Annotated in this window: 19 protein-coding genes and 3 pseudogenes; 6 read left to right on the top strand and 16 right to left on the bottom strand. The window is 44.8% G+C overall.

Going from position 1 to position 24,253, the window contains the following annotated elements; all coding sequences use genetic code 11:
* Positions 1 to 124: 124 nt before the first annotated feature.
* Entirely contained in the window at positions 125 to 511 is a 387-nt protein-coding gene (gene gloA2 / locus ETC05_RS07965) for an SMU1112c/YaeR family gloxylase I-like metalloprotein (RefSeq protein ID WP_031406816.1), read from the top strand.
* A gap of 99 nt (positions 512 to 610) precedes the next feature.
* Complete coding sequence (locus ETC05_RS07960; protein WP_171660773.1) at positions 611 to 1,597, top strand: Gfo/Idh/MocA family protein; 987 nt, start codon at positions 611 to 613, stop codon at positions 1,595 to 1,597.
* A gap of 255 nt (positions 1,598 to 1,852) precedes the next feature.
* Here ETC05_RS07960 and arsC read toward each other — a convergent pair whose 3' ends face one another.
* From arsC to ETC05_RS07880, 16 genes and pseudogenes are all read right to left on the bottom strand, one after another.
* Complete coding sequence (gene arsC / locus ETC05_RS07955) at positions 1,853 to 2,272, bottom strand: arsenate reductase (thioredoxin) (RefSeq protein WP_171660772.1); 420 nt, start codon at positions 2,270 to 2,272, stop codon at positions 1,853 to 1,855.
* Positions 2,273 to 2,336: 64 nt separating this feature from the next.
* Positions 2,337 to 2,643: pseudogene (locus tag ETC05_RS07950) on the bottom strand (ArsR/SmtB family transcription factor).
* A gap of 189 nt (positions 2,644 to 2,832) precedes the next feature.
* Positions 2,833 to 3,216: a DUF1360 domain-containing protein gene (locus ETC05_RS07945; RefSeq protein ID WP_031406805.1), complete on the bottom strand. Its 384-nt coding sequence runs from the start codon at positions 3,214 to 3,216 to the stop codon at positions 2,833 to 2,835.
* Between the two features lie 391 nt (positions 3,217 to 3,607).
* Positions 3,608 to 4,411 carry an MbnB/TglH/ChrH family RiPP precursor modification enzyme gene (locus ETC05_RS07940; protein ID WP_031406803.1) on the bottom strand — a complete coding sequence of 268 codons (804 nt, stop codon included), beginning with the start codon at positions 4,409 to 4,411 and terminating at the stop codon, positions 3,608 to 3,610.
* Complete coding sequence (locus ETC05_RS07935) at positions 4,408 to 5,505, bottom strand: hypothetical protein (RefSeq protein WP_171660771.1); 1,098 nt, start codon at positions 5,503 to 5,505, stop codon at positions 4,408 to 4,410. Before ETC05_RS07935 ends, ETC05_RS07940 begins: the two co-directional genes overlap by 4 nt.
* A 1,063-nt stretch (positions 5,506 to 6,568) precedes the next feature.
* Entirely contained in the window at positions 6,569 to 7,369 is an 801-nt protein-coding gene (locus ETC05_RS07930; protein WP_171660770.1) for an ExeA family protein, read from the bottom strand.
* Entirely contained in the window at positions 7,362 to 8,612 is a 1,251-nt protein-coding gene (locus ETC05_RS07925; RefSeq protein ID WP_171660769.1) for an IS481 family transposase, read from the bottom strand. Before ETC05_RS07925 ends, ETC05_RS07930 begins: the two co-directional genes overlap by 8 nt.
* 153 nt (positions 8,613 to 8,765) lie before the next feature.
* A pseudogene (locus ETC05_RS07920) lies at positions 8,766 to 9,316 on the bottom strand (DUF6431 domain-containing protein).
* Positions 9,317 to 9,463: 147 nt separating this feature from the next.
* Positions 9,464 to 9,784 (bottom strand): annotated as a pseudogene (locus ETC05_RS07915) (ISL3 family transposase); the annotation flags it as partial.
* Positions 9,785 to 10,122: 338 nt separating this feature from the next.
* Positions 10,123 to 11,682, bottom strand: coding sequence for a hydantoinase/oxoprolinase family protein (locus ETC05_RS07910; protein WP_171660767.1), 1,560 nt, complete (start codon positions 11,680 to 11,682; stop codon positions 10,123 to 10,125).
* Positions 11,679 to 12,776, bottom strand: a complete 1,098-nt coding sequence (locus ETC05_RS07905) for an S-methyl thiohydantoin desulfurase family protein (RefSeq protein WP_171660766.1) — start codon at positions 12,774 to 12,776, stop codon at positions 11,679 to 11,681. The genes ETC05_RS07910 and ETC05_RS07905 overlap by 4 nt, the downstream gene beginning before the upstream one ends.
* Before the next feature lie 15 nt (positions 12,777 to 12,791).
* Positions 12,792 to 14,117: a purine-cytosine permease family protein gene (locus ETC05_RS07900; RefSeq protein WP_171660765.1), complete on the bottom strand. Its 1,326-nt coding sequence runs from the start codon at positions 14,115 to 14,117 to the stop codon at positions 12,792 to 12,794.
* 73 nt (positions 14,118 to 14,190) lie between these two features.
* Positions 14,191 to 15,582 (bottom strand): hydantoinase/oxoprolinase family protein, encoded by a 1,392-nt coding sequence (locus ETC05_RS07895; RefSeq protein WP_171660764.1) that lies wholly within the window; start codon positions 15,580 to 15,582, stop codon positions 14,191 to 14,193.
* A gap of 3 nt (positions 15,583 to 15,585) precedes the next feature.
* The gene (locus tag ETC05_RS07890; RefSeq protein ID WP_171660763.1) at positions 15,586 to 16,701 is read right to left on the bottom strand and encodes an S-methyl thiohydantoin desulfurase family protein; all 1,116 of its coding nucleotides are present in this window, start codon (positions 16,699 to 16,701) and stop codon (positions 15,586 to 15,588) included.
* Between the two features lie 504 nt (positions 16,702 to 17,205).
* Positions 17,206 to 18,609, bottom strand: a complete 1,404-nt coding sequence (locus ETC05_RS07885; protein ID WP_171660762.1) for a sigma-54 interaction domain-containing protein — start codon at positions 18,607 to 18,609, stop codon at positions 17,206 to 17,208.
* A gap of 151 nt (positions 18,610 to 18,760) precedes the next feature.
* Positions 18,761 to 19,417: a TetR/AcrR family transcriptional regulator gene (locus ETC05_RS07880; protein WP_445614375.1), complete on the bottom strand. Its 657-nt coding sequence runs from the start codon at positions 19,415 to 19,417 to the stop codon at positions 18,761 to 18,763.
* 142 nt (positions 19,418 to 19,559) lie between these two features.
* On the opposite strand from ETC05_RS07880, the gene kynU reads away from it, so the two are divergent.
* From kynU to kynB, 4 genes are read left to right on the top strand one after another with little or no spacing between them, the layout of a single operon-like run.
* Positions 19,560 to 20,846 (top strand): kynureninase, encoded by a 1,287-nt coding sequence (gene kynU / locus ETC05_RS07875; RefSeq protein ID WP_171660761.1) that lies wholly within the window; start codon positions 19,560 to 19,562, stop codon positions 20,844 to 20,846.
* Between the two features lie 20 nt (positions 20,847 to 20,866).
* Entirely contained in the window at positions 20,867 to 22,306 is a 1,440-nt protein-coding gene (locus ETC05_RS07870; RefSeq protein ID WP_171660760.1) for an amino acid permease, read from the top strand.
* Positions 22,307 to 22,346: 40 nt separating this feature from the next.
* Positions 22,347 to 23,189: a tryptophan 2,3-dioxygenase gene (gene kynA, locus ETC05_RS07865; RefSeq protein WP_171660759.1), complete on the top strand. Its 843-nt coding sequence runs from the start codon at positions 22,347 to 22,349 to the stop codon at positions 23,187 to 23,189.
* 24 nt (positions 23,190 to 23,213) lie between these two features.
* Positions 23,214 to 23,840, top strand: coding sequence for an arylformamidase (kynB, locus tag ETC05_RS07860; protein WP_171660758.1), 627 nt, complete (start codon positions 23,214 to 23,216; stop codon positions 23,838 to 23,840).
* Positions 23,841 to 24,253: the final 413 nt, after the last annotated feature.

Here is a 24,253-nt window from a genome sequence, read left to right as displayed (position 1 = left end):
CCACATCAAACGAGAGTAGCTTTGGCGAAATCGGGTGCGATGAACAAGGAAAGAAACATAAACTTTTATAAAGTTTGATAAAGGCTTTATAAAAGTTTTATAAGTTTTCTGTAACGGAGTGGACATGCGCCTTGCGACCATTCATCATATCGCTGTCATTTGCTCCGACTATGAGCGGTCCAAACGGTTTTACACCGACATTCTTGGCTTTCGGCCCCTCCGTGAGCAATATCGCGCCGCCCGTCGCTCATACAAACTTGATTTAGAAGCGGACGGCGGCATTCAACTTGAGCTGTTCTCATTTGCAAACCCGCCCAAACGCCCAAGCTACCCGGAAGCGTGCGGCTTGCGCCATCTCGCGTTGGCCGTCGATGACATTGATGAAGCCATTGCCTACTTGCGCCGCCATGGCATCAATCCCGAACCAGTTCGCATCGATGAAGCGACCGGCAAACGGTTCACCTTCTTCCAAGATCCGGACGGGCTGCCGATTGAGCTGTATGAAAACTAGAGAGAAAAGCGCACCTGCTCAATGACGATGACAAAACGAAGCCTCTCCATTGGTTTATGGTACAATGGGGATCGATACAAATGAAGGAGGCCAAACAACATGGTTCGATTCGCAACAATCGGCACAAACTGGATCACCGAAGCGTTTATTGGCGCCGCGCGGCTCGTCGATTCCTTTGAACTCGCCGCCGTCTGCTCGCGGACGGACGAGACAGCGAAGCGGTTTGCCGAGAAGGTTAGCGCACCGCGCACATTCACCGATTTACACGAACTGGCGAGCAGCCCTGACATTGATGCCGTCTACATCGCGAGCCCCAATGCGTTCCACGCTGAACAAGCGATTTTGTTGATGAACCACGGCAAACACGTCCTATGCGAAAAACCGCTCGCCTCGAATGCGAAAGAAGTCGGGGCGATGATCACAGCGGCCGAACGAAACAGCGTTGTTCTGATGGAAGCGATGAAGTCAACGCTCATGCCCAACTTCGCAGCCATCCGCGAGCACCTGCCGAAACTCGGCCGCATCCGCCGCTATGTGGCGAACTACTGCCAATATTCATCGCGCTATGACGCCTACAAACAAGGGACGGTGCTGAACGCCTTCAACCCCGCTTTCTCGAGCGGGGCGCTCATGGACCTTGGCGTCTACTGCCTGTACCCGATGGTCGTTTTGTTCGGCAAGCCCCGCAGCGTGAAGGCGCAAAGCGTGAAGCTCGCATCCGGCGTTGACGGCGAGGGGGCGATCGTGTTGGATTACGGGGACATGGATGCAGTCGTCTTTTATTCCAAAATCACAAACTCGCACTTGCCTTCAGAAATCCAAGGCGAAGACGGAAACATGATCATCGACGCCATCCATACGCCAGCGAAAATCGACATTCGCTACCGCGACGGGCGCGTCGAGGACATCACCGTCCCGCAAGACAAACCGCCGATGTATTACGAGGCGGAAGAGTTTATCCGCCTCATCGAAAGCGGGGAACGGGAGTCTGCCATCAACTCGCACCGCCATTCGCTTTGGACGATGGAAATCATGGACGAAGCGCGAAGACAAACCGGCATCGTCTTTCCCGCCGACCAGCGATAAACAAAAAGTTCCAACCGAGTCTGTATAAGGACCGGTTGGAACTCTTTTTTCAGGCGGTTCTTCTGCCTCATCGGATTCCGTTGATAAGCAAAACGAGTAGCGTGTATGTGCACCCAACCAAGGAGCTGAGGACCGAGCTCCTGACTGGAAACCACGGTGTCACCTTCTCCTAAAATACGGGCCAAGCCATCGGTTTTTGTGAGCAGCTGCCGCGCACCCTATGCGCGACAGTTTCTGCGCCTTGCCGCCCCGTTCCTATTCACCCGTCTCGGCAAAACGGCGGAGGCGCGCGCCAATTTCATCGCGCACGCGGCGGAACACCGCGAGTTTCTCCTCTTCTGTCCCTTCCGCTTTCGCCGGATCGTCAAAGCCCCAATGGACGCGCTTCACGTGCGGCGGAGTGACCGGACAATGGTCGGCCGCATGGCCGCACAGCGTCACGACCAAATCGGCGCGATTCAGCAAGTCCGGGTCGATGACATCAGACGTTTGCTTCGCAATATCAATTCCGACTTCCTTCATCACCTTGACGGCATTCGGATTGAGCCCATGCGCTTCAATCCCGGCGCTGTACACGTCCCATTCATCGCCTAACAGTTGCTTTGCCCAACCTTCCGCCATTTGGCTGCGGCATGAGTTTCCCGTGCATAAGAAATAAATGATTTTTTTCTTCATCGTTTCATTCCACCTTTCGTTTCGGTTCACAACCATCCACCATCATTCACCTCGCTGCCAAAGATCAGCACCCGCAGCGGGCCGCGGGATTCGCTGTCTCGATTTTGTGAATGGTTTCGCCTTGGTCCGGAACGTACGACAACACCGCTTGCAACAGCGAGTAGTATTCGCTTTGCGGGCGGAGCGAATACTACACCCATTGCCCTCTCCGCTCCGCTTGGATCAGCCAACTTACGCAAATGCTGGCTGGTCGAAAACACCACCAGCCGCTCGCACACACAACACTCCCGCTTATGCAAAATCGCCAAAATCGTCAGCCGTGTCGGATCGCCGAGCAGCTTCAATACCCGGGCTGTCGCTTCCATCTCCATCGCGAGTTGCGATGTATAAACGATTGACTTATTGAAAAACGAACACACCTCATTGAAACGGTCACGCCAACCAACGATTGCTTCTGTCAATGAACATATAATTACGTGCTTATATAAGTCAATAGCGATATACCGACAAAAGCAAGAAAAGCGAGCGTGCCGCATGTTTCCGCCGCACGCCCGCCAATGTCAGTCCATCCGCTTTTTCGCCGCCGACAACAGATCGACCGCCTTCGTCCCGACTCCGACAAACGTCTCGAGAATCGCCTGCGCCCCGGCGATCGAAAAGATAAAAATCAACGGCATGGCGATCTTTGGGATGAATAAATACCCAAGCGCGAGAAAAACCGCGCTCCACACTCCCGCACACCAGTAACAGTTCAACAAATAGCCGAATTTCGATTTCGGCACCTTCTTGATTTCCGTACTCCCGTCTTCGTGTTGGATTGTCTCTTTTTTCATAAACGGATTGCGAATAAACTCCGTGATCTTATCAAAGACGATCAAGTGGGTGAACCGATAGCTGGCCAAAATGATCATGATGTACGTCATCCAGTCGAGTTCACGAAGCATGGCGAGTCCCTTTCTTTTGCGAGCTTTTCCTTTAGTATGAACCAAGAAGCGCTTCGTTATGAACCTATATATAGATGCAACGAAGAAGTCTAACACATCCTTGACGGAAAAGCGGTTTGTCCATTTTCGACTGTCGAAGGCAAGCCACAGGCTTGCCTCCGTCACACCAAGGCGTGACGGAAGACCGAACAACCGCCTGTTTCACAGACCTATATATGGGTCTGGAAGCGGCGTTGTTCGGTCGCCCGACAGTCGATCAAATACTCGGTAAAAGCTGCAAATGGTAAAGCTTCAAATTGCATCTATATAGCACCATGGGTTCTAAAAATAAAAAATCTTTTTTTTGACCCTGTTAAGGTGCGAAATGTGAAGTATAATATTGACAGGATGCTCATCGAACGATGCATCTAATTTTACAAATGTCCTCTAGCACATCATCAATTGATTGAATATTAAAATCTCTTTCTATAAGTATGTACTTTGGATTCGTGCGTTGCAATATCCATTCTGTTGATGTCAAAATCTCGTTATTGATAGAATTAGAATGTGTATCTCTTAGCACTCCTCCACGATCCCTCTCAAATCCAGAAACATGAATACATTCAATTCTTTCAAAAGGATATTCTGATGTATATTCTTCAAAAGAATAGTTATTATTTAAAGCTGTTACATACGCATTTGTTACATCAAACAAAATTTTTATACGAGGATTCACATCCTTCAGTAATTCTTTAAAGAACCTTCCTTCACTTAAGACATTCTTATTAGACAACTTATTTTGTGTAATATTCTCTATTAAGATCGGATTAGAAAAAAAGCTTGATGTAATTTCCAGATTCCTTCTCATTATCTGTACATTTTCCACAGTATACTCTATCGGAAAAACCTTCGATAAATAAATGCCATGTATATGGGAATAGGCGACATGATCTGAATAATATTTTGCATTTACATAATCACTGTAGAAAGCATACTGTTCAATTGCCGGTCTGTATATTCCTTCTTTTGAACCCAAGGAGGATCGTAAACAATGTATACCTATATCAACATTATTTTCCTTACATAGTTTCAATAACCTTTTAGTCTCCTTATATCCAGTTATATCGGGCATGAGTTCGAGAAAATCTACGTATTTAATTAATTCATCAATAAATTCCTCGTGAATAGAATCTCTGTAACATAATCCTATTTTCATTCATCTTCTCCCCTTATTCGCGCAAAAAATACAAAAATAAACAAACTTAACGTAGCGTTTATTAATAACATCAGATGAACAGTAAGGGAAATGTACATGGCGAAAAAACTAAATAATAAAGTAGAGACGGATGTAACAACATTAATTAATTGCATTAGCTCCCTCTTGTCCCTTGTTTTATTTTTCTGAAGAAAAATCGTATTTATATAAACATTTATGCTCACACCTAGAGTGATAATAGTACTCAGTACTATAACTTGAAAAATAAGGGAGACATCAACATAATATATCACCATGAAAAACACAGTTAATATAAAGTAAAAGAGAGGAATATGCTTACTCCAAATCCTATCCTTCAGATATCTCAGAAATAAAATGTTCATTGTTCCCGGTAATACAAATGGAATAAAAGATAACTTGATCATGCCTGCCTCATTAAATCTTTCTACTAAAGATGGTATCCATAGAATGGGAATGGATGATATAAGCCCAACAAATAGTAACAAAAATAAACTATTTACTTTCTTTTTACCGGCAATAGAAGCCTTGCTATATGAAAAACCGTGTTCAACATTTACACTTGCCATGACTAAAAACAAAATGAATGATAAGAAAATGTATATACTTAAAGGAATACTGAAAATGATAGCCCCTACTCCAAATCCTATAAGTTTCGCTAAATTCCCAACTATACTAATTTTCACCATACCGCCAAATAAGCGTTTCTCCTCTTCGAATATTTTTCTTTCCAAACTTCTTCCGACATACGAAGAAGAGAAAACTGAAATGGCGTATACAGCTAATAAGATCATTCCTTGATCTTTTAGAATAAATGACAAAAAAAATAGTATCAATAAAAGAAAGCTTGTCACTGCACTAATAAGCCGAGAATGTAAAGTTGAAATTTTCTTTATATAAGAAAAGTCAATAAAAATGAACATGCTAATAATTGAGTTTGTAATTATAACCCAAAAAGGGGAGATATGGGAAATAGATACAATTCTAGTTATCGTGTAGGAATAAAGAATACCAGATAACAAAATTAAAAATAAGTATAGTAAAGCAATAAATTGAATTTCCTTAACATATCTCATAATACACTCTCTCCACTTCTTGTGTTTTTTTGAATTCTTCGTACTCTAGTATGTGACTGAAAAAAAAGACAGATGCGTCCTCCCCATCTTCCGAAACATATAGCTCATAACCATCCTTGAATTTTACTAATATTCCATAATTAAAATCTCTAAAGTAACTAACCATTGTTTCTAAAATAGACCTTACTATGTCATACATATGAATCTGATAAGTATACTTAACGACTTCTAAGAAAAAAAGAAAGAAAACGAACAATCCCTTTCAAAGTAGATTCGAAGTATGTCAGCTTGAACATTTCGAGGGAGTTCGACATTCTTAGGTAAATACTCTTTAAATATAATCATAAATCGATCGAGAGATTGAATGACAAATTTTTCGAAAATTTCATCCCTAGAATAAATATACATTGAGTACACATGCAAGTAAAAGCCCCCCATGGCTAGCACCTTTATGTAGGCGTAGCCATGGAGGTTTAACTTACCAGTCATAACAAGTTGCTTTAGCTGGTTTTTTCCTAGACTTCTTGATCACTTTTACTCGCATGTTTTCCCCCTTTCTACTAAAAATCGTATACATTACCAATTATATATATATATATATATATATTATAAAATTTTTTTAAAAATAATACTATACATACAACACATCCTGCACACCGTAGGCGTTGCGGCACTTCCGGCAAAGATCCTGTGGGCTCAATCTGCAAGCCGAGCTATGGGAGAAAAATTAGCTGCGGAAGGCTTCACGTGAAAAGAATCAACCCTATGCACAGCCCCTGAACACGCTCATGAAATGGCTTTTTTCATGGCTAGAGCCAAATCGCCCACAACATAGTACATGCGAATGTTTCTCTATTGTAAATTAGCACATTATTTCAGAATCCCTTTTTCAAATTATTTCAGGCGGATTCGGAAATAATGTGCAAAATTTTTGCGGATTGTTCCGGATTTTGCACATTCTTTCGGAACGTTTGCACGCTCTTTCAGATGAAGATTTCCAGCGCGCCTGGTGGACCGATGGAAAAGAGAAAGCACAAAAGAGGCCGATTCGGCCCCTTTCGTGCTAATACCCCATTTCCTCTGTGGCCATGCGTACCACTTCTTCGTCAATGACGTCCTTTTTCAGCTGATGCCCGTACAGCAGGCATGTCGTAGCCAACGTGTTGATCACCCGAGGCCATCCCCGCGACTGCAGGGCAATCGCCTCTAACGCCGATGGAGTGAAGATCGGATGCTTCGCCCCGGCCTGTTTCATCCGATGCTCGATGTAGCCCGCCACCTCCTCCTTCTCGAGCGGCCCCATCCGGCATCGCATGATGATCCGCTGATCGAGAGGGCGGTACTGATTGAGCCGCAGCTTCCCCTGTAAATGGGGCAGCCCAGCTAACATCAAGACAAAGGGGTTGGTGGAATCCATCTCAAAGTTGAACAAGATGGCGATGTCCTGTAAAAAGGCATCCTTCGCGAAATGCATCTCGTCCAATATCAACACCGGTGTGATCCGCCGTTCATGATACAACCGCTCAATGGCCTGCTGGATTTGGCGGAAGAGATCCACCTTGCGGTATTTCGGTTCTTCCCCCAACCCAAGGGCCAGCCCGCGGTAAAAATCCATCACGCCTCCGGTCGATAACGGGAAGTAGACTACGTGATACAAAGAAGGGGACAACGATTCTTTCCACGCCCGAAGGGCGAATGTCTTGCCCGCCCCCGGTTCTCCGGTCAACAGCCCGATTCCCCGGGTTCGTTTCACGTACTCCAGCGCCCGCAGCGCTTCTTGAAACGCTGCCCCTTGATACGCCTCGGACGGGGCGGTTTCTTTCGCAAACGGCTCCCGCGAAAGAGAGTAGAACGATTTATACACCGTGTTCTCCCTCCTTCGCTGGAACTGCCGCAAACGGCGACCGGTGACGCTTCACATGGGCGTGATCCTCCAAACGCACCCGAATGGCTTCCGCTACTCGTTTGCCGTCTTCGTACACATAGACGCCTCGTTCGTCATAGCGGAGCTCAATCGATTGCCCAATGAACCGAGGCGGCACTTCGTATAGCTGTTGATTCAGGGTGATCGTGCCATCGGCTTTCACCTTGCGGTGCTCCCGTTTCAGAAAAATCGCATCCAGCCAGTCGATGTCTTCGACCCACACCACTCGTTCCACTTGGGACTGAAACACCTCATGCGGCGTTTTTCCGTCCAGTGAGGCGTGTGGTTTTCGGTGATCCTCTTCTTCAAGCCACTTCCCAAACCGCTCGTTCAACTCGTCAAGCGACTTCGGCGGATTCAGCTCCAACAGCGGATAAAACCGCGTCTGTACGGTGCGGAAGAACCGTTCGATTTTCCCTTTGCTTTGCGGGTCATACGGCTGGGTGTGGATGAGCGTAATCCCCATCTCGGCGCACGCATACTGCAGCACCTCGGATCGATCAATGTTCCCGTTGTCCGAGTAAATGCGTTTCGGCTTCCCGCAACGAATCACCGCTTCCTTTGTGACGACCCGCAGCCCGTCAAACTTCTCCGAAGGGAAAAACTGCGCGTACGGCACCAACCGCGAGCAGTCATCGATATAAGCGATCAGAAACGTTTTCTGGGCTTTCCCATGGACGCGAATCGTGGGTCCATGGGATAAGTCTCCTTGCCATAGCTCATTGATCTGGTCATACGCAAAACGCTTTCGCTCCGGCATCGGCAAGATTTCTTTTCCCACCAGGTTGTGTTTTTTCAACAGTCGATATATAGTAAAATATGAGAGGGTGGTAGGAATGTCCCCCTGCTTGGTGAGTTGTTCATAGGAAACGGTAACGGGCATGGTGGGATGTTCCTTCCTCAACGCTAGAATATGATCCTCATCATCGGGCGACAGACGTCTGGAGCGGCCGCGGTCCGAACGGCGCTTCGGCTTCAAGGCGTCGAAGCCCCCTTTTTTGTATCGAGCACACCAATCCAGAATCGTCTTCGTCGCAATGAGTTTGTCCCCTTGATGAGGAATCGAGTGCACTCGCCCGCCCACCTCATTCAAATACGCTTTGGGTTCCACCTGCCCATTCACCAATGGAGCGATCAGCCCGTACCGAAACAGGGCGATATCGTGTCTCATCGATTCATCCATCCGGATCTCCTCCTTGCCTCTCTGTGATTTTGGACCGTCCCGGTCCCTCTGCCCCCTATCTTACGAAACGGCTCGAGATTCGTCGAGAGGAAGGGGTTGTGGAAACATCAACAGTCCCCTTTTTTGGTTTTTAATGTAAAATTGGGAAACGGTTTAATCTGCAAACAGATGCCATCTCTCGTTGGCCCACAGGTCGTGGATGATCGAGCCCACCCCCCGTCCCTCCAAGATCTGCATCCACCAGACCGCCCGTTCGGTTCTTGCGTTCCCCACAGGGCCGATGATCCTCCATCTCCTCGCCGCCACGTGATGCAAGCGGGGGAGATTCCGGAAAAATCGTCGGACATAAAACAAAATGACCCCCTTGGTGGGAAAACCAACCTGTTTGGTCTTCGCTCCTCGTCTTGGCGTTTCGAGCCATGCTTTGACCGCTTGCCAGATGACGGATAGGGTATATTGAACATACGGGAGGAGGAACGAAGGCAGCACACTCACGGTTTTGCGGCATTCTCGCGAGCGTACCGCGCGATCCAAAGGCGATACTCCCCCTCTGCCGTCAACGCATAGCGTTGGTAATACCCGTGACGGTGCAAGGGGCGGCGGGATAGACAGTGGGGACATTGGTTTACATCAGGAAAATCGTTCCCTTTCCCACGATCCGTATACGTTTGAATGTCAATGCCAAAGTCGTGAAACTGGATCACACTTCCTCCCCCCTTGAAACGAATGGAAATCTTCGTCCGAAACAATTCACAAAAAAATTAGCACATTCCTTCAGAAAAGGGGAGAGGGCTTTCTGAAGAAATGTGCAAAAAAATGCCTCTTTTATTCCAAAATAAAGTGGTAATTTACACCCAATGTTGAAACGATTCCGTCGCGATACTGTGAGACGGAAGTCCCGGATAAGAAACGGTGAACGTCAGAAAACAGGCTGGGTAACGCCGTCTTTCGATGGGAAGTTCAATCCAAAATAAACCGACCGTATTGGTATAGCCATGAATCCATTGTTTCCGTTTCGATGACATTTTGATGGTTCGCCCGAAGCAAGTCGGGCAGATCGGACAATGAGGAGGGAGGGAACGTTCAAAAATCCATCGTCCTTCCTCTTTTCGTTCTCCTTGAATAAGAAAGCCTGGTAAAGTGATCAAATCTTTGATAAACTGAGATTGCATGCGAAATTTCCTCCATGGTTGATGGTTTGGTTACCTTTACCATACAGGAAATTTCGCATTTTTTGTACCCTTGATCAGAAAACAACTTGATTGTCAAGTACATTTTGTGGTGAAGAGCCATATTCTCTATGTTAAAACGAGATTATGTTAAATCAAAGAATAGGTTGCAAAACATATAATCGATGAGGAAAGAGATACAAAACACTTACCCTTATAAGATTGTAAAAACCCATAGTGCTAGTTTGAACGTTAGTGCTCTAACTAGCACTATGGATAACGAACATAATTGTGTTTTATTAATCTACTTTTATTGGTCGGCCTCCTACACAATATTTCTTTTAGCTCGCCGATAAAACACCTGCAGCCTTGACACGAATCCGCGTTGCGTTGCCTGGCAAATAAGCTAATGGAACGTCTTCTATATCGACGATTTCAATGGTTTCTGGGCTTGCTCCTGCTTTAACCGCCTCGTTGATCGCCATTTTTTTCGCTAACTCCAATGTTTTTTCCCTTCCTAATTCATCAAGTGCAAAAACTCTTTCCACTTGACCACTTACCTGAGCGATCGCGGCCCCAATGGCATTAGCAACTCCAAAATGATCTGGACGAATCACTTCAGAAGCACCTTTCAACTCATTCGGTAACAGTACACTTCCTCCCCCAACAAGAATCACAGGTACAGGTCCTGCACTTGTTTTCATCTTATCAATTGCTTCTTCAATCATCTCCACCATTTTATGATAAATTCGATTGAGCAATTCTTTATCCAAATGAGCAACTTTCCCGGGATCCCCAATATTTGCCTTTCCTAATGCTACTGCAACGTCTGTAGCCGTTAAAGTGTCACCCCCAAACACCATCCCTTTTTCTGGGAGTTCGTATCCTACGCTATCTGGACCAATCGAGAAACTTCCATCTTTCTGAACGCGGATAATGGTTCCCCCGCCTAATCCGATAGAGACTAAATCAGGCATACGGAAATTCGTACGCACGCCGCCGATCTCCACAGCTAAGGACGATTCTCTTGGGAAGGAATGAATCAAGACGCCGATGTCTGTCGTCGTTCCCCCGACGTCCACAACAAGCGCATCCGATAATTTTGCAAGATAGGATGCCCCACGGATGCTGTTTGTTGGACCGCATGAAATCGTCAGAATCGGATACTTCATTGCGTATTCTACGTTCATCAATGTTCCGTCATTTTGGCCAAAAAATACTTTCGCGTTAATGCCTTCCGCTTTTAATGCATTAATAAACCCTTCAGCGGCTGTTTTGGCGACATTGACCACCGCCGCGTTTAAAATTGTGGCGTTCTCGCGTTCCAATAAACCAACGCTGCCGATTTCATGAGAAAGTGAAACCGCAATGCCGCTTCCCAGCACTTCCCTGATTATTTCGGCGGCTTTTTGCTCATGATTTTTTGATACCGGCGCGAAAACGGAAGTGATGGCGACGGAATCGACCTTCCCTTTTATTTCGTTGGCAATGCGGTACAAATGCTCAACATCCATCGGTGCGATTTCTCTTCCGTCAAATTCATGGCCGCCTCGCACGATATAAACATATTTTTCGAGCTGGACACGCAAATCCTCCGGAATTCCGACTAAAGGCTTTACCGCCAAAGTGGCGGGGGCACCAATGCGAATAACAGCGACCTTGTTTAGCCGCTTCCGTTCCACGATCGCATTTGTGCAATGAGTCGTTCCCAACATCGCATAACGGATTTTTTCGCGTGGAACACCTGCTTTTCTGATTACTTCCCGCATCGCTTGATAGATCCCTGTACTGACATCGGCTGTGGTAGGCGTTTTTGTTTCGGAAATGACCTGGTATTTCTCGTCTAAAAGCACCGCGTCTGTATGTGTACCACCAACATCGATGCCGATTCTGTAGCTCATTTCATCGTCACTCCTTTGTTGACAAGCTCTTCTACAGGTGTGTATTCGACATCATAACCAAAATAAGCAGGACCGCAAGTTTCGATTCCTTTTGGCGTGCGCCATTTCGGATGGCATGGAATTCCAATGACAACCGTGCGCGCTCCATATCGTAACCCCTCCGTAGTGATTGGGAGTCCTGTCTCACTGTCCAACACCGCGATTAAGTCAGGCGTAACACAAAGTAGCCTATCTTCCGTTTTCGCGAGTAAGTGTTCATTTTGGAAACGGAGCTCCAACGTCTCTCCTTTGTACTGCTCCAATCCCTCGATTTTTGCTGTACCTCTGGCAAATCCGGTCTCCGTCTTCCTGTTCACGTCTACCACTTTACCACGAAATAACTCAATCCCATTTGTCAATTGGAGAATTTCCTCGATAGGGTCTCGGTTGTTTTCTTTCGCTAAGCGTATTGAACGCCCTATTTCCTCTTCCAACCGCAAAATATCATGAATGCCGCTTTCTTTTAGTTTTTTTCCAGTCATCGGGTAGATTGCGAACATCACTGATCCACCTTTTTGAACAGTAGCACTTCTCGCAATTCTTTCGGCCCATAAATTATCAATCGTATTAAGCAGCGTCACATTTCCTTTTTCATCAGCAATCACCATCGGTGTAGCAGAAATTCCATCTAAATAAAACGTCACCATTTGCAATTCTGGAAAAGCCCTTCCCATGCCGTCAACATCTACCACTGGCAATCCAAGTTGCGCTGCCAACGCCAAAGGCAGCATGGAATTGACCCCGCCGGCCTCAATCGGAAAAGTAGCGAACACTTTTTTTCCCAAGTATTTCTCCAGCGTTTGAAACGCCACTTTCGCTTCATGGCCGCTCGGAATTTTCTCTACCAATACGGTTGGTGCTCCCATCATACCTGACGATACCACTAAGGCGTCTTCCGGAACTTCATCCACCGACAACAAAGGGATTGGGCCGAATTCTTCAATGGCTTGCAAAGCCATCAATTTGCCAACATAAGGGTCCCCTCCGCCTCCTGTTCCGAGTAGTGCTGCACCTACTGCAATGTCCTCTATTTCTTGTTTTCCTAAAAGTCTCACTGTTTCTCCTCCTCTTTATATGGTTTCGTTAATATTCTTGTTTGTTTCCAAGTTGCTTTGTTTCGACGCATCGAACATTTTCATCCCAATCCAATACACAATAGCACTGACCAGCAAAGAATTTAATGAAGGGATGCCGAATTGAATGAAATAACCAGATAAAAATCCTAAAGCCCATGCGATTAAAGTGATTGGATTAATACGCTCTGAATATTCTGGTAACAAACCTTGCATTCTGCTTTCATCCAGCAATTTTCTGCCTCTTTTGAGAATAAAATAGTCTACCACCATGATCCCAGCGATTGGAGGAATCCAAACTCCCAAGAAAACGAGGAAGTTTTGAAATTTTTCCAGAATCCCCAAAACGGAAAGCACTGTTCCGACAACCCCGATGATAAACGTTATCCATCCTCTGTTGATTTTTTTGCTAAAGACACAATCAATCAAGTTGGATAAGCCTAAAGATGCGGAATAAAGGTTCAAATCATTGATCTTTACTGTCGCAAAAATAACAATTGCTGCGCCAAGCCAACCTGAGGTTTGCAACACAATGGTGACAACATCGTCGGTTCCTACCGCATGCGCCATCAACACGGCAATCATGTTAACTCCTAGCTCTCCAACAAATGTGCCAATTAACGTCATCCAAAACACATCTTTTCCGTTTCGGCAATACCGGCTCATATCAGGTGTGATGACCGCTCCGATCATAAACCCTCCGGCTACCATCGTAGCGGCGACACCAAGGGAAAGATCCGGCCCCGGATGGGGAGAATGGATTAATTCTGTTACCGAATGATCGCGCAACACTTGATAGATCCCGTATCCGATGACTGCCAGAAAGCCAGGAACTGCAATTTTTGCCGTCCAGCTGAGCCATTTAAACCCGAAAATGACGATCGCTGTGACAAACAATCCGGTTAATGTGGCTGCTAAAGGAAATCCAAGCGCTCCGTTTAGTGCTTCATCGATCCCTTTGGCAAACACGGCGTTTTGGATGCCGAACCATCCAATTAGTCCAATCGAAATGACAGCGCCGATAATGCTGGATCCGTACCTGCCAAAGCCTGTCCAACGGGCCAATAAACTCGTGGACAACCCTTCTCTTGCTCCTGCGATTCCCATCAATAAACTGACGATCTCCAGCACCACGCTCCCGAGCATGGTCGCCCAAAAAGCTTCCCAAAACGTCATCCCATAGCCTAGTGCAGCTCCAAGCATAAATTGCGATAACGCCGTAAGCGCCCCAATTCTTACTAAAAGTACTTCCCACATTGGTAGGCGTGCTTCCGCTGGAACTCGTGAAAGAGAAAAATCATCAGTCGAAATTTTCCCCGTCATTGGCCTTCCCTCCTTAAATTACACATTTTTAATAGGATAATGTTTACTTACAAAAATTTCTCATAATGACAATCTACATCCCCCCTTTCGAAGAAAACGATAATGTGCCAATTACCTTGACTCTCACTCTTAGCGCCTTACTTGGAACATAAGCTAAGGGGATTGCTTTCGCCTCCTGGACAATAACTGTTTTAGGATTCGCCCCTGCGCTTATAGCCCTATGTTTCGCTTCGTTTATTGCAGAATATAATGCCTGGTTTTGGTTAAAAGGGTCCACCCAAACCATCCGGTCGATATATCCACTCACCGGAGCAATGCAAGCCCCAATGGCATTAACGTATTGATGGTAATCGGGAACAATGATATCCGCCCATGGATAATGAAAGCGTTCAGCTAGTTGCTGTCCGCCATCTCCAACAAAAATGACAGGAAGCGGCTCATAACGCGGTTGGAACCGCTGGATGACTTGATATAATCTTTCGAGAAATTCGTCCCTGTTCAGTTGCTCTGGTTCAAAAGGGAGTGAAACAATATCGGGCATTGGGACGTTGACACGCACACCATCAATAAGCTGACTCCGCCTTTTTTCTTTCGGAAATCCGTTTTCCAGCAATGCGACATGAACAGAAGAGCCATCAACGTCCACGACGATACTATTTTTTAATCCGGTCAAGAAGGAGGAACCAAGCAGACTGTTAGTAATCCCCGACCATAATGTTCGTATCGGATAGCGCAACGCATGTTCATAAGACATCAGTGATCCGTCATTTTGTGTAAAATAAATATCTCCATTAATTCCAAAATGTTGAAGAACGGATTGTAATCTGTGTAGCGCACGATCCATCGGTTTGGATAATAACGCGTTGATAATCGACGCGTTCTCCCGCTCGATAAACCCAATACTGCCTATTTCATGAGACAAAGTGATCGGAATGTCCGCTCCAACAATGCTACGGACATGGCTTGCAGCCATGGTTTCATGTTCTGGATTCATCGGTGAAAACGTTCCTGTGATCACAACCGCCTCGATGGGTTCTTTGCCAAGCCAATGGAAAAAAAACCGTTCGATTTGCGAATAATCCATTACCCCCAAAGGTCGTCCCGTTACTTCGTGCCCCCCGTCTATCTCCAAATAATCCGACATCACACAGCGGCGGAGAGAATTATTTCCCTCAAATAGTGGGGGAACTGCGTTTTTTCCATTCCCGATACGAATCACGCAGACACCAGATAGATTTTCCTTTTTTTTTAAGGCTTGCAAACAATAGGTCGTCCCGATCATGACAGCAGCAATATCCTTCGGATCAGTCTGGTTACGCTCAATGATCTCTTCCAAAACGGTGTAAAGGCCAGACCCAATATCGGGAGAAGTAGGTTTTTTCACTGTTTGCACAATTCGTGAATAGCTGTCAAGCAAAACAGCGTCAGTATTCGTTTCGCCCACATCGATCCCTAACCGGTACATTGCTTATCCCTCGTTGTTGTTTGTTTTTATTCTTTCTTCCAGAGGAATAAACGGCTCTACTATGCCAAATTGCATAGGCCCCACTACATCAAGCATCCTAGTGGTTTGCAACAAGAATGGGCTCGGGATTGCAATTACCCATACTTTCCCGTTGTTTTCCAATTCTTCGACGGACAACGGATAGCCTGTTTCTTCATCGAGCACGCAAATTAAATCCGGCACCGTCACTAAAGTGACGTTATGTTTTTGCACCAATAAATATTCGTTGTGAAAGAAGACTGATAAGTATTCACCAATATATGCTCCGCTTCCTTCCACAACAAGCGACCCTTTCAGCGTTCCTTCGATAATGTTTCTTTGCAAATCGACGATTTTGCCTTCGAACAGCTTGACTGGCTTTCCATATATGGATTTCTGAAAGACTTGCTGCATTTTTTTCATTACATCGTGAGCGTCCATCGCAGTGGATAAGGCTTCGCCAAGCCGTATCGTCAATGTATACGTTTGGAGAATGCCCGTTTCTCTTATTTGCCATCCTTGCATTGGATAGCAAGCGATCGCCGCCCACCCCCCTAAGCTGGTGACAAGAATCCTCGCTTGCTTTTCGATGTCCGTGTTTTCATCTGATAAAAGGAGATGCGTTTTGCCGAGACGGTTGGCAATCACGGCAGGGCTTGCTTTCACCCCAAAGCCGTGATAGGTTGTCATTTGCAACTCCGGAAACGCCCGTCCCATGCCATCTGCATCAAGCAATGGCAGGTTGGTTAACGCAGCGGCAATGATCGGAGTCAGGGCATTCATTCCGCCGATTTCAAGGCCTGTAACCGCTGATGCTGCGATATGTTTTTCGTTTTCAATCGTTTCCACCACTTGTTTCAGCTCGCTGCCCGACGGAAGATGTTCGCTAAAAATCATCGGCGAACCCATGATACCAACCGGTATCACCCATGCTTCATCTGGAAAATAGAACGGGGATAAGAGAAGGACAGGACTATTTTCACGTATGGCCCTTTTGGCCATCAATTCCGTTAGCTTAACATCTCCACCGCCACCTGAACCTAAATACGTTGCTCCGCGTGAAAGAGCAGTAACTGTTTGTTCATCAATATATCGTTTCATTGTTTCCCCTGCCTTTTAATATGCAAATATCATGCCAAAATTCAAAAAATAAAAACCGTAAATTTTCTGACTTTTTCACAAGATGATTTATATACATGCCCACTGAAAGTTAACATGTTCCTCCACTTACTATTTAATTCCTTTCTCAAGGCTCAGCTTACGATGGAGTTTACCGGATCTTTGTCGGAAATGCTGCAGCGTCTAGGAGGCCGGTGATTTAAGGGGAAATACTGCTGTCCAACATTGTTTATTAAATTGAAAAACCTTGCAACGCCATCATTTTATTCCTTGTAATTTCCGACAGGTCGAGCGAAGCTGTTGTTTTTCACCAGCCTCCTAGAGTGTGTAAGCGTTTAAAAAGATTCACTCTTCATTTATATACATTTTTGGTATAAAGAGGTAATTATTCATATATCTACACTTATGTTAAACGAATATTTATCTCTATATTTCTCTAAAACTCTCTTTTTTTCTCATGATTTCTCAAAATTCTCGTTTTGAGAATTAATGCCGGCGCCTCATTCTTTCTAACTTCCGATAAAGAGTGGCCAAACTGATTCCAAGTGCTTCTGCTGCTTTCCGCTTCCCTTCTGTGCTAGTGCCGAACCGTTGTAATGCTTGAACAATCCGCTCTTCTTCCATTTCATTAACCTTGTATAGCGATCGAAAGGGATGATTAACTGTTTGAGACTCACTTGTTTCTCCCGCTCTAACGTGATATTGATCCCTGGGCATTTCACGTATCGAAGTTGGCAAACTATTGACAGTAACGAGGTCACCGATCTCTAAGTTTACGATGTATTCCACCATATTTTCTAATTCCCGGATGTTTCCAGGCCAATGGTAATCAAATATTTTCTTTAAAGCTTGAGAGGAAAAACGTTTCGGCTCTTTGCCAAACTTTTTGCAAAATTTATGCATGTAATATTGAATCAGCTCATATAAATCCTCTTTTCTTTCGCGCAAAGGAGGAACGTAAAGTGGAATAACGTTAAGACGAAAGTATAAGTCCTCACGGAATTGGTTATTGACGATCATCGATTCTAAATCTTTATGAGTCGCCGCTATAATCCGAACATCTACCTCGATTGATTTTGTGCCTCCGACTCTCTCAATCCGTCGTTCCTGCAATACACGCAATAACTTCGCCTGTAAATAGAGAGGCATATCACCGATTTCATCAAGAAATAGCGTCCCACCCTTCGCTAATTCAAAACGGCCCGGCTTCCCACCTTTTTTGGCACCCGTAAACGCTCCTTCTTCGTATCCGAACAATTCGCTTTCTAGAAGTGCTTCCGGTATGGCAGCGCAATTGATTGCTACAAATGGGCCTTTATTTCTAGGGCTTAAACGGTGAATCGATTGCGCCAATACTTCTTTTCCCGTACCACTTTCTCCCCGGATAAGCACCGTTGATTCACTTTTCGCGATTTTCATCACCTGCTCTTTCAATGCGATAATGCTCGGGCTTGATCCAATCACATCATCCAAGGAAAACCTCGTTCCATAGCGAGCGAATTTTTCCTGTTCTTGACGTAAAACCGGCTTGGTAAAAAACAAAATAGCTCCTTCCACATTTTTATCTACAAGCAACGGATGCAATCGGCACGAAAACTCCACACAGTCCCCTTTCACATTCCTCATGCAGACAGCCAGACTAGCTACAGGCCTTCCCTGCTTAATATGCTGAGAAAGTGATGTAGATTGGACAAATTCTGTGATGTGTTTACCGATCACAACGATTTGGGGACGTTCCAGTATTTGCTCTGCGGCAGAATTTGTATGAGCGATATATCCTTGTGCATCGACAACTAAGACCGGGTCCCTGATAAATGACAAAAGTCCCTCAACCTCCCTAAGCAGTTTCAAGCGTTCTTTTCTTGCTTCCTCCCAAACCCTCCCGTCCATGTTGATTCCTTCCCTCCTAATCAAGTTTTACGATACCCTATTACAGGCTTGTTATAGTTGACGGTAAATCATGAATATATTCAAACTGTCATGTTTTTATGGAAGAGAGTGTAACGTTATTTGTTCCTAGCATAAAAAAGCCAACAAGCATTCATCGGTAAAGTCCCTCCATATACACCACCGTGATCGTCCAAGCAATTTCCTCTATTGAACATTTACGATGATGACCACGCACAATGTCCCATAAGTACATTTCATTCGTAAAAAACCAACCACGCGCCACTACCTCAGGATTTAATTCTGTCCTAGCGAGTCCTTTACGTTGGGAATAAGAAATATCTTGAGAAATTCGTTGGATAAATCGCTCGCGGATTTCTGCCCATTTCGAAGACGCGGCTTGGGAAACACCGATCGCTTGCTCGAATACCTGTAACATGTCGCGTTCCGCTTCCGCCATTTTTAAAAAGGAATACGCTTGACTTTGAATCATTCGTTGTGCTTCCTCCTTTGATGTAGGAAAAAAGGGAAGCTCAGCGATTTGATAAAATTGCCCCATCACATCTTCCATCAGCGTGATCAGAATATCATCTTTCCCTTTAAAGTAAACATAGGCTGTACCATACCCTACACCCGCTTTCTTGATAATTTGGGTAACAGTAGTATCATGGAACCCTTCACGGATAAACACTTCCCGTGCTGCTTGCAATATTTTTTGGCGCGTGGCCACAGAACGCATATGGCGGCGATCGATCGTTTTTTTGCGATCCACTGTATCCCTCCTTAACGATACTCCTTTGCTTCTTAGCATAAGGGGTATAAGACCAAAATAAAAGAAGATGACAAAGCTGAAACATAAAAACAAATATTTAGAACATTTAGTAATTGACATCATGTCAAATTCTTTTGTAAAATCTTTTTAGCATGCATCGAATGAAATAGGAGGTAGATTCATGAACGTCACAAACCTGGAACCTACATTAGAATTTGCCCAAAAGCTTGATCAAGAAGACCCATTACGTCATTTCCGCGATGAATTTTACTTACCGCCAAATTCCATTTATATGGATGGCAACTCACTAGGACTTCTTTCCAAAAGAGCGGAAAAAACACTGTTCACCGTATTACAAGATTGGAGAATATTAGGAATAGACGGTTGGACAAAAGGAACTTATCCATGGTTTGACCTATCAGAGAAGGTGGGCGCCATGTTGGCGCCATTAGTCGGCGCTTCACCGGAAGAAGTGATTGCTACAGGCTCTACCACTGTTAATTTGCATCAGTTAGTTTCTACCTTTTATCATCCAGAAGGAAAGAGGACAAAGATCTTAGCTGATGAATTAACCTTTCCATCAGACATTTATGCGTTGCAGAGTCAGCTTCGTATTCACGGTTATGACCCCAGCACCCATCTGATTCGAGTAAAAAGTCGTGATGGGCGTTTTTTGGAAGAAGAAGATATTATTTCAGCCATGTCTAAAGACGTTGCCTTAGTTATTTTGCCTACTGTTTTGTACCGCAGTGGTCAAATTTTGGACATCAAGCTGCTGACTCATGAAGCACATAAACGTGGCATCTTGATCGGATTCGATGCTTGCCACTCCATTGGAGCCATTCCGCACTCATTTAGTGAGTGGGGGGTTGATTTCGCTTTTTGGTGCAACTACAAGTATATAAACGGAGGGCCTGGCTGTGTCGCAGGACTCTATGTCCATCGTAAACATTTCGGTTCCGCACCTGGCCTAGCTGGATGGTTTGGATCGAAAAAAGACAAACAATTTGATATGGAACATACATTCAGTCCTTCTTTGACAGCTGGAGCTTATCAAATTGGAACACCGCATCTTTTGAGTCTAGCTCCTTTGATTGGATCTTTAGAAATCTTCATGGAAGCAGGAATCGAACGGATTCGTCAAAAGTCTTTGCAACTGACGAGTTACTTGATGTACTTAATTGAACATGAACTTTCTTCTTTCGGCTTTATCATCGGCAATCCAAAGGACAATGCACGCCGTGGGGGACATATTAGCTTAGAACATGAGGAAGCGGCCCGCATTTGCAAATCATTAAAAGAAAATGGCGTCATTCCAGACTTCCGAGCACCAAATATTATTCGCTTAGCCCCGATTGCTTTGTACACATCTTATGAAGAGGTATGGAACGTTGTACAAATTCTTAAGAAAATCATGCAAGAGAAACAGTATAAGAAGTTTTCAAACGAGCGTGAAGTAGTCGCCTAAATAGTAAGGAGGGAGACACAATGACCAAGCCAAATCACTATACGCATGAATCGCAAGAAAAAGACACTGGATTACATCGTAAATTAAAAACGAACCAATTAACTATGATCGCTATGGGATGTGCCATTGGCACTGGGTTGTTTCTCGGAAGTGGCCTTGCCATTCAAACAGCCGGGCCTAGTGTTTTGCTTAGTTATGCCATTGGTGCTTTTATCGTATTGTTGTTGATGGGTTGTTTAGCTGAAATGACTGTCGCTCATCCAACATCAGGTTCTTTTGGAACCATTGCTGATCGGTACATCCACCCCTATGCAGGTTTTATCGTCCGCTATTCGTATTGGATCGCTAATGTCCTCGCTGTAGGGGTGGAAGTGAGTGCCATTGCCGTTTATATGAGATACTGGTTCCCTCATACACCAGGGATCCTATGGATTCTACTATTTGGAGGCATTCTTATTTACGTTAATGCCACTAACGTTCATACGTTTGCTACTTTTGAGTACTGGTTCTCGATGATCAAAGTGAGTGCAGTAGTCCTTTTTATTCTCCTTGGAACCTATGTTATATTCGGGGGATCGGAACAATCTGGAATTGGACCCTCCAATTTCGTTAATGATGGCGGATTTCTCCCATTTGGCTGGTGGGGGATGTGGGTGGCTATCTTTATTTCTCTATTTAGCTTCTTAGGAACAGAAATGATAGCGGTTACATCAGGTGAAGCAAAAGAACCCGAAATTGCCGTTCCCAAAGCATTAAAAGCAACCGTTTTTCGTTTATCGACTTTTTATGTACTCACGATCGCCATCATGTTGATGATCGTCCCATGGAAAGCAGCGGGAATTGACAAAAGTCCTTTTGTGAAAGTAATGGAAATCCTAAACATCCCTGGTGCTTCCGGGGTGGTGAACTTCATTGTTCTCACTGCGGCACTATCGGCGATGAATAGCCAATTATATGCGTCAACGAGAATGATGTTTGCATTGGCACAAGAAAGATATGCTCCCTCTTTCTTTGCTGGGGTGAGCAAAAAAGGGGTTCCGATCAAGGCATTACTCGTTTCTACCGCCGGAATTGCCATTTCAGCCATCGTTTCAGCCCTTCTTCCTGAGACATCGTATACGGTCATGATGGGCATTTCCATGTTTGGAGCCATTTTTACTTGGTTGATGATTTTTGTTTCTCATCTTTTTTTCCGAAACAAGTGGAATCAAACGAATGGTCGCCCATTGCCGATCAAAATGATTGGATTTCCTTACTTAACCATCCTAGGCGGCGTATTATTACTCTGTTTAATGATTACAACTTGGTTTACACCATTTAAAACGATGTTACAGTTTGGGATTCCTTGGCTATTATTGCTAACCATTGCGTATGTTCTTTGGAAAAGGCGCAATGCCACATACCATAACGCAACTTCTTCTACATCATCCGATGAAACGGTCGCGAGCACAAATCAATAATCGTATCCAGCCGATCATTCTACGAAAAGGGTGGGAACATATGCAAAAGAAACAAAATCCATTCGAACTGGAGAAAGGCATTCATACAGATTTCCAAGAAGAAATGTCGTACACAAGCTATCTTCAGCTTGATAAAATTTTATCGAGTCAACGGCGGTTATCTAACCATCATGATGAGATGCTATTTATCATTATTCACCAAACAAGTGAACTTTGGATGAAACTCATTTTACATGAAATGGAAGCTGCTATTCAATGTATTTTAGATGACGATTTAGAACCATCCTTTAAAATGTTTGCCCGCATCTCAAGAATCCAACAACAACTCATTCAATCATGGGGTGTTCTTTCAACACTGACTCCATCAGAGTACATGGAATTTCGTGAATGTTTAGGCCATGCTTCCGGATTCCAGTCTTATCAAAACCGTTTAATTGAATTTGCCCTTGGACAAAAAAATATACACGTTTTGCCTGTCTTCCAACACGATCAGCATATTTACGAACAGTTGGTGAGGGCACTACACGCTCCAAGTGTCTATGACGCAGCGATCAAAGCATTGGCCGTTCGAGGGTTATCTATTGATCAGGAGGTCCTTCAGCGCGATTACTCGCAAAACTACCAGCCAAATGCTAGCGTGGAGAAAGCATGGTTGACGGTATATCGAAATGTCGATCGATATTGGGATTTATATGAGCTCGCGGAAAAGCTAGTAGATATAGGTAGCCAACAGCAAATATGGCGTTATATGCACATGACTACGGTTGAACGAATTATTGGCTACAAAAAAGGAACCGGAGGATCATCAGGTGTCTCCTACTTGAAAAAAGCACTCGATCGGCCGTTCTTTCCTGAACTATGGACATTAAGAACCAAATTATAAAAGACAACAGCAGGAGGCGGAATGATGAGTGCATGGATCGACATCTCCCAACGACTTGATGAACATACTCCGGTATGGCCGGGCGATACTCCTTTTTCCTATCGCATTCGCTGGCACAAAGAGGACAGTGGGTCAGTAAATGTCGGCCAAATCACCATGAGCACACATACAGGCACACACATTGATGCTCCCTTTCACTTTGATAACAAAGGAAAAAAAGTCATCGATCTTGATGTAAATATCTATATCGGACCGGCCCGGGTTATCCATCTTTCAAATCCAAAAAAAATTGGAATCGACGAATTACAACAGATTGACTTAAACGGAGTGACACGCTTATTAATCTACACGGGGGCATGGACAAATCGGAATACATTTCCGGAAACCATCCCCTATATTGATCCGCCATTGGCGCCATACTTAAGAAAATACGGAATTCGTTTGATCGGGGTGGATTTGCCTTCCGTTGACCCGTTGACAAGCAAACGATTGCCTGCCCATCACGAATTGCACCGCTGTGGAATTCATATTTTGGAGGGGCTCGTATTAGACCATGTTCCTCCTGGGGACTATGAGCTAGCAGCCCTTCCTCTTCCCTTAGTAAATGGCGATGGGAGTCCTGTACGGGCGGTATTACGGAAAATGGAATAAAACCATTCAGAGGCACTGGTTTCGTTTGCTTTGGCGGTAATCAAACATCAATGAGGCTTGTTCACCCAAAAACCATCTGTCTTCAAAAATGGCAGGGCGTACTCAATGTTCAAAACAGAGAGATCGCATCAAAGGATGCTACCCTCTAGGAGGCCAGTGATTTAAGGGGAAATACTGCTGTCCAACATTGTTTATCAAATTGAAAAACCTTGCAACGCCATCATCTTATTTCTTGTAATTTCCGACAAGTCGAGCGAAACTGGTGATTTAATCCTGGATACGGCTTTGCAATTTCATTTCTCAACTAGAAAAACCTTGTTGCATCGGTCCTGCTTGTCACGCGTTCTCCCATTGATGAAGGGAATCAGCGGTTTTTCACCAGCCTTCTAGAAGAACAGTGAAAAACGACCAAT

It is taken from the genome of Geobacillus sp. BMUD, from assembly GCF_013096845.1.
GTDB classification, from domain to species: Bacteria; Bacillota; Bacilli; order Bacillales; family Anoxybacillaceae; genus Geobacillus; species Geobacillus vulcani.
This window is presented reverse-complemented; position numbering and strand designations above follow the sequence as displayed.

Coding starts and splice junctions, on each gene's coding strand:
- kynB (WP_171660758.1), top strand. CDS start 23,214: ATGAGTGCATGGATCGACATCTCCCAACGACTTGATGAACATACTCCG.
- ETC05_RS07910 (WP_171660767.1), bottom strand. CDS start 11,682: ATGAGCTACAGAATCGGCATCGATGTTGGTGGTACACATACAGACGCG.
- ETC05_RS07870 (WP_171660760.1), top strand. CDS start 20,867: ATGACCAAGCCAAATCACTATACGCATGAATCGCAAGAAAAAGACACT.
- ETC05_RS07880 (WP_445614375.1), bottom strand. CDS start 19,417: ATGCTAAGAAGCAAAGGAGTATCGTTAAGGAGGGATACAGTGGATCGC.
- ETC05_RS07935 (WP_171660771.1), bottom strand. CDS start 5,505: ATGAGATATGTTAAGGAAATTCAATTTATTGCTTTACTATACTTATTT.
- ETC05_RS07925 (WP_171660769.1), bottom strand. CDS start 8,612: ATGGATGAATCGATGAGACACGATATCGCCCTGTTTCGGTACGGGCTG.
- ETC05_RS07940 (WP_031406803.1), bottom strand. CDS start 4,411: ATGAAAATAGGATTATGTTACAGAGATTCTATTCACGAGGAATTTATT.
- ETC05_RS07945 (WP_031406805.1), bottom strand. CDS start 3,216: ATGCTTCGTGAACTCGACTGGATGACGTACATCATGATCATTTTGGCC.
- kynU (WP_171660761.1), top strand. CDS start 19,560: ATGAACGTCACAAACCTGGAACCTACATTAGAATTTGCCCAAAAGCTT.
- ETC05_RS07900 (WP_171660765.1), bottom strand. CDS start 14,117: ATGACGGGGAAAATTTCGACTGATGATTTTTCTCTTTCACGAGTTCCA.
- kynA (WP_171660759.1), top strand. CDS start 22,347: ATGCAAAAGAAACAAAATCCATTCGAACTGGAGAAAGGCATTCATACA.
- ETC05_RS07890 (WP_171660763.1), bottom strand. CDS start 16,701: ATGAAACGATATATTGATGAACAAACAGTTACTGCTCTTTCACGCGGA.
- arsC (WP_171660772.1), bottom strand. CDS start 2,272: ATGAAGAAAAAAATCATTTATTTCTTATGCACGGGAAACTCATGCCGC.
- gloA2 (WP_031406816.1), top strand. CDS start 125: ATGCGCCTTGCGACCATTCATCATATCGCTGTCATTTGCTCCGACTAT.
- ETC05_RS07960 (WP_171660773.1), top strand. CDS start 611: ATGGTTCGATTCGCAACAATCGGCACAAACTGGATCACCGAAGCGTTT.
- ETC05_RS07895 (WP_171660764.1), bottom strand. CDS start 15,582: ATGTACCGGTTAGGGATCGATGTGGGCGAAACGAATACTGACGCTGTT.
- ETC05_RS07885 (WP_171660762.1), bottom strand. CDS start 18,609: ATGGACGGGAGGGTTTGGGAGGAAGCAAGAAAAGAACGCTTGAAACTG.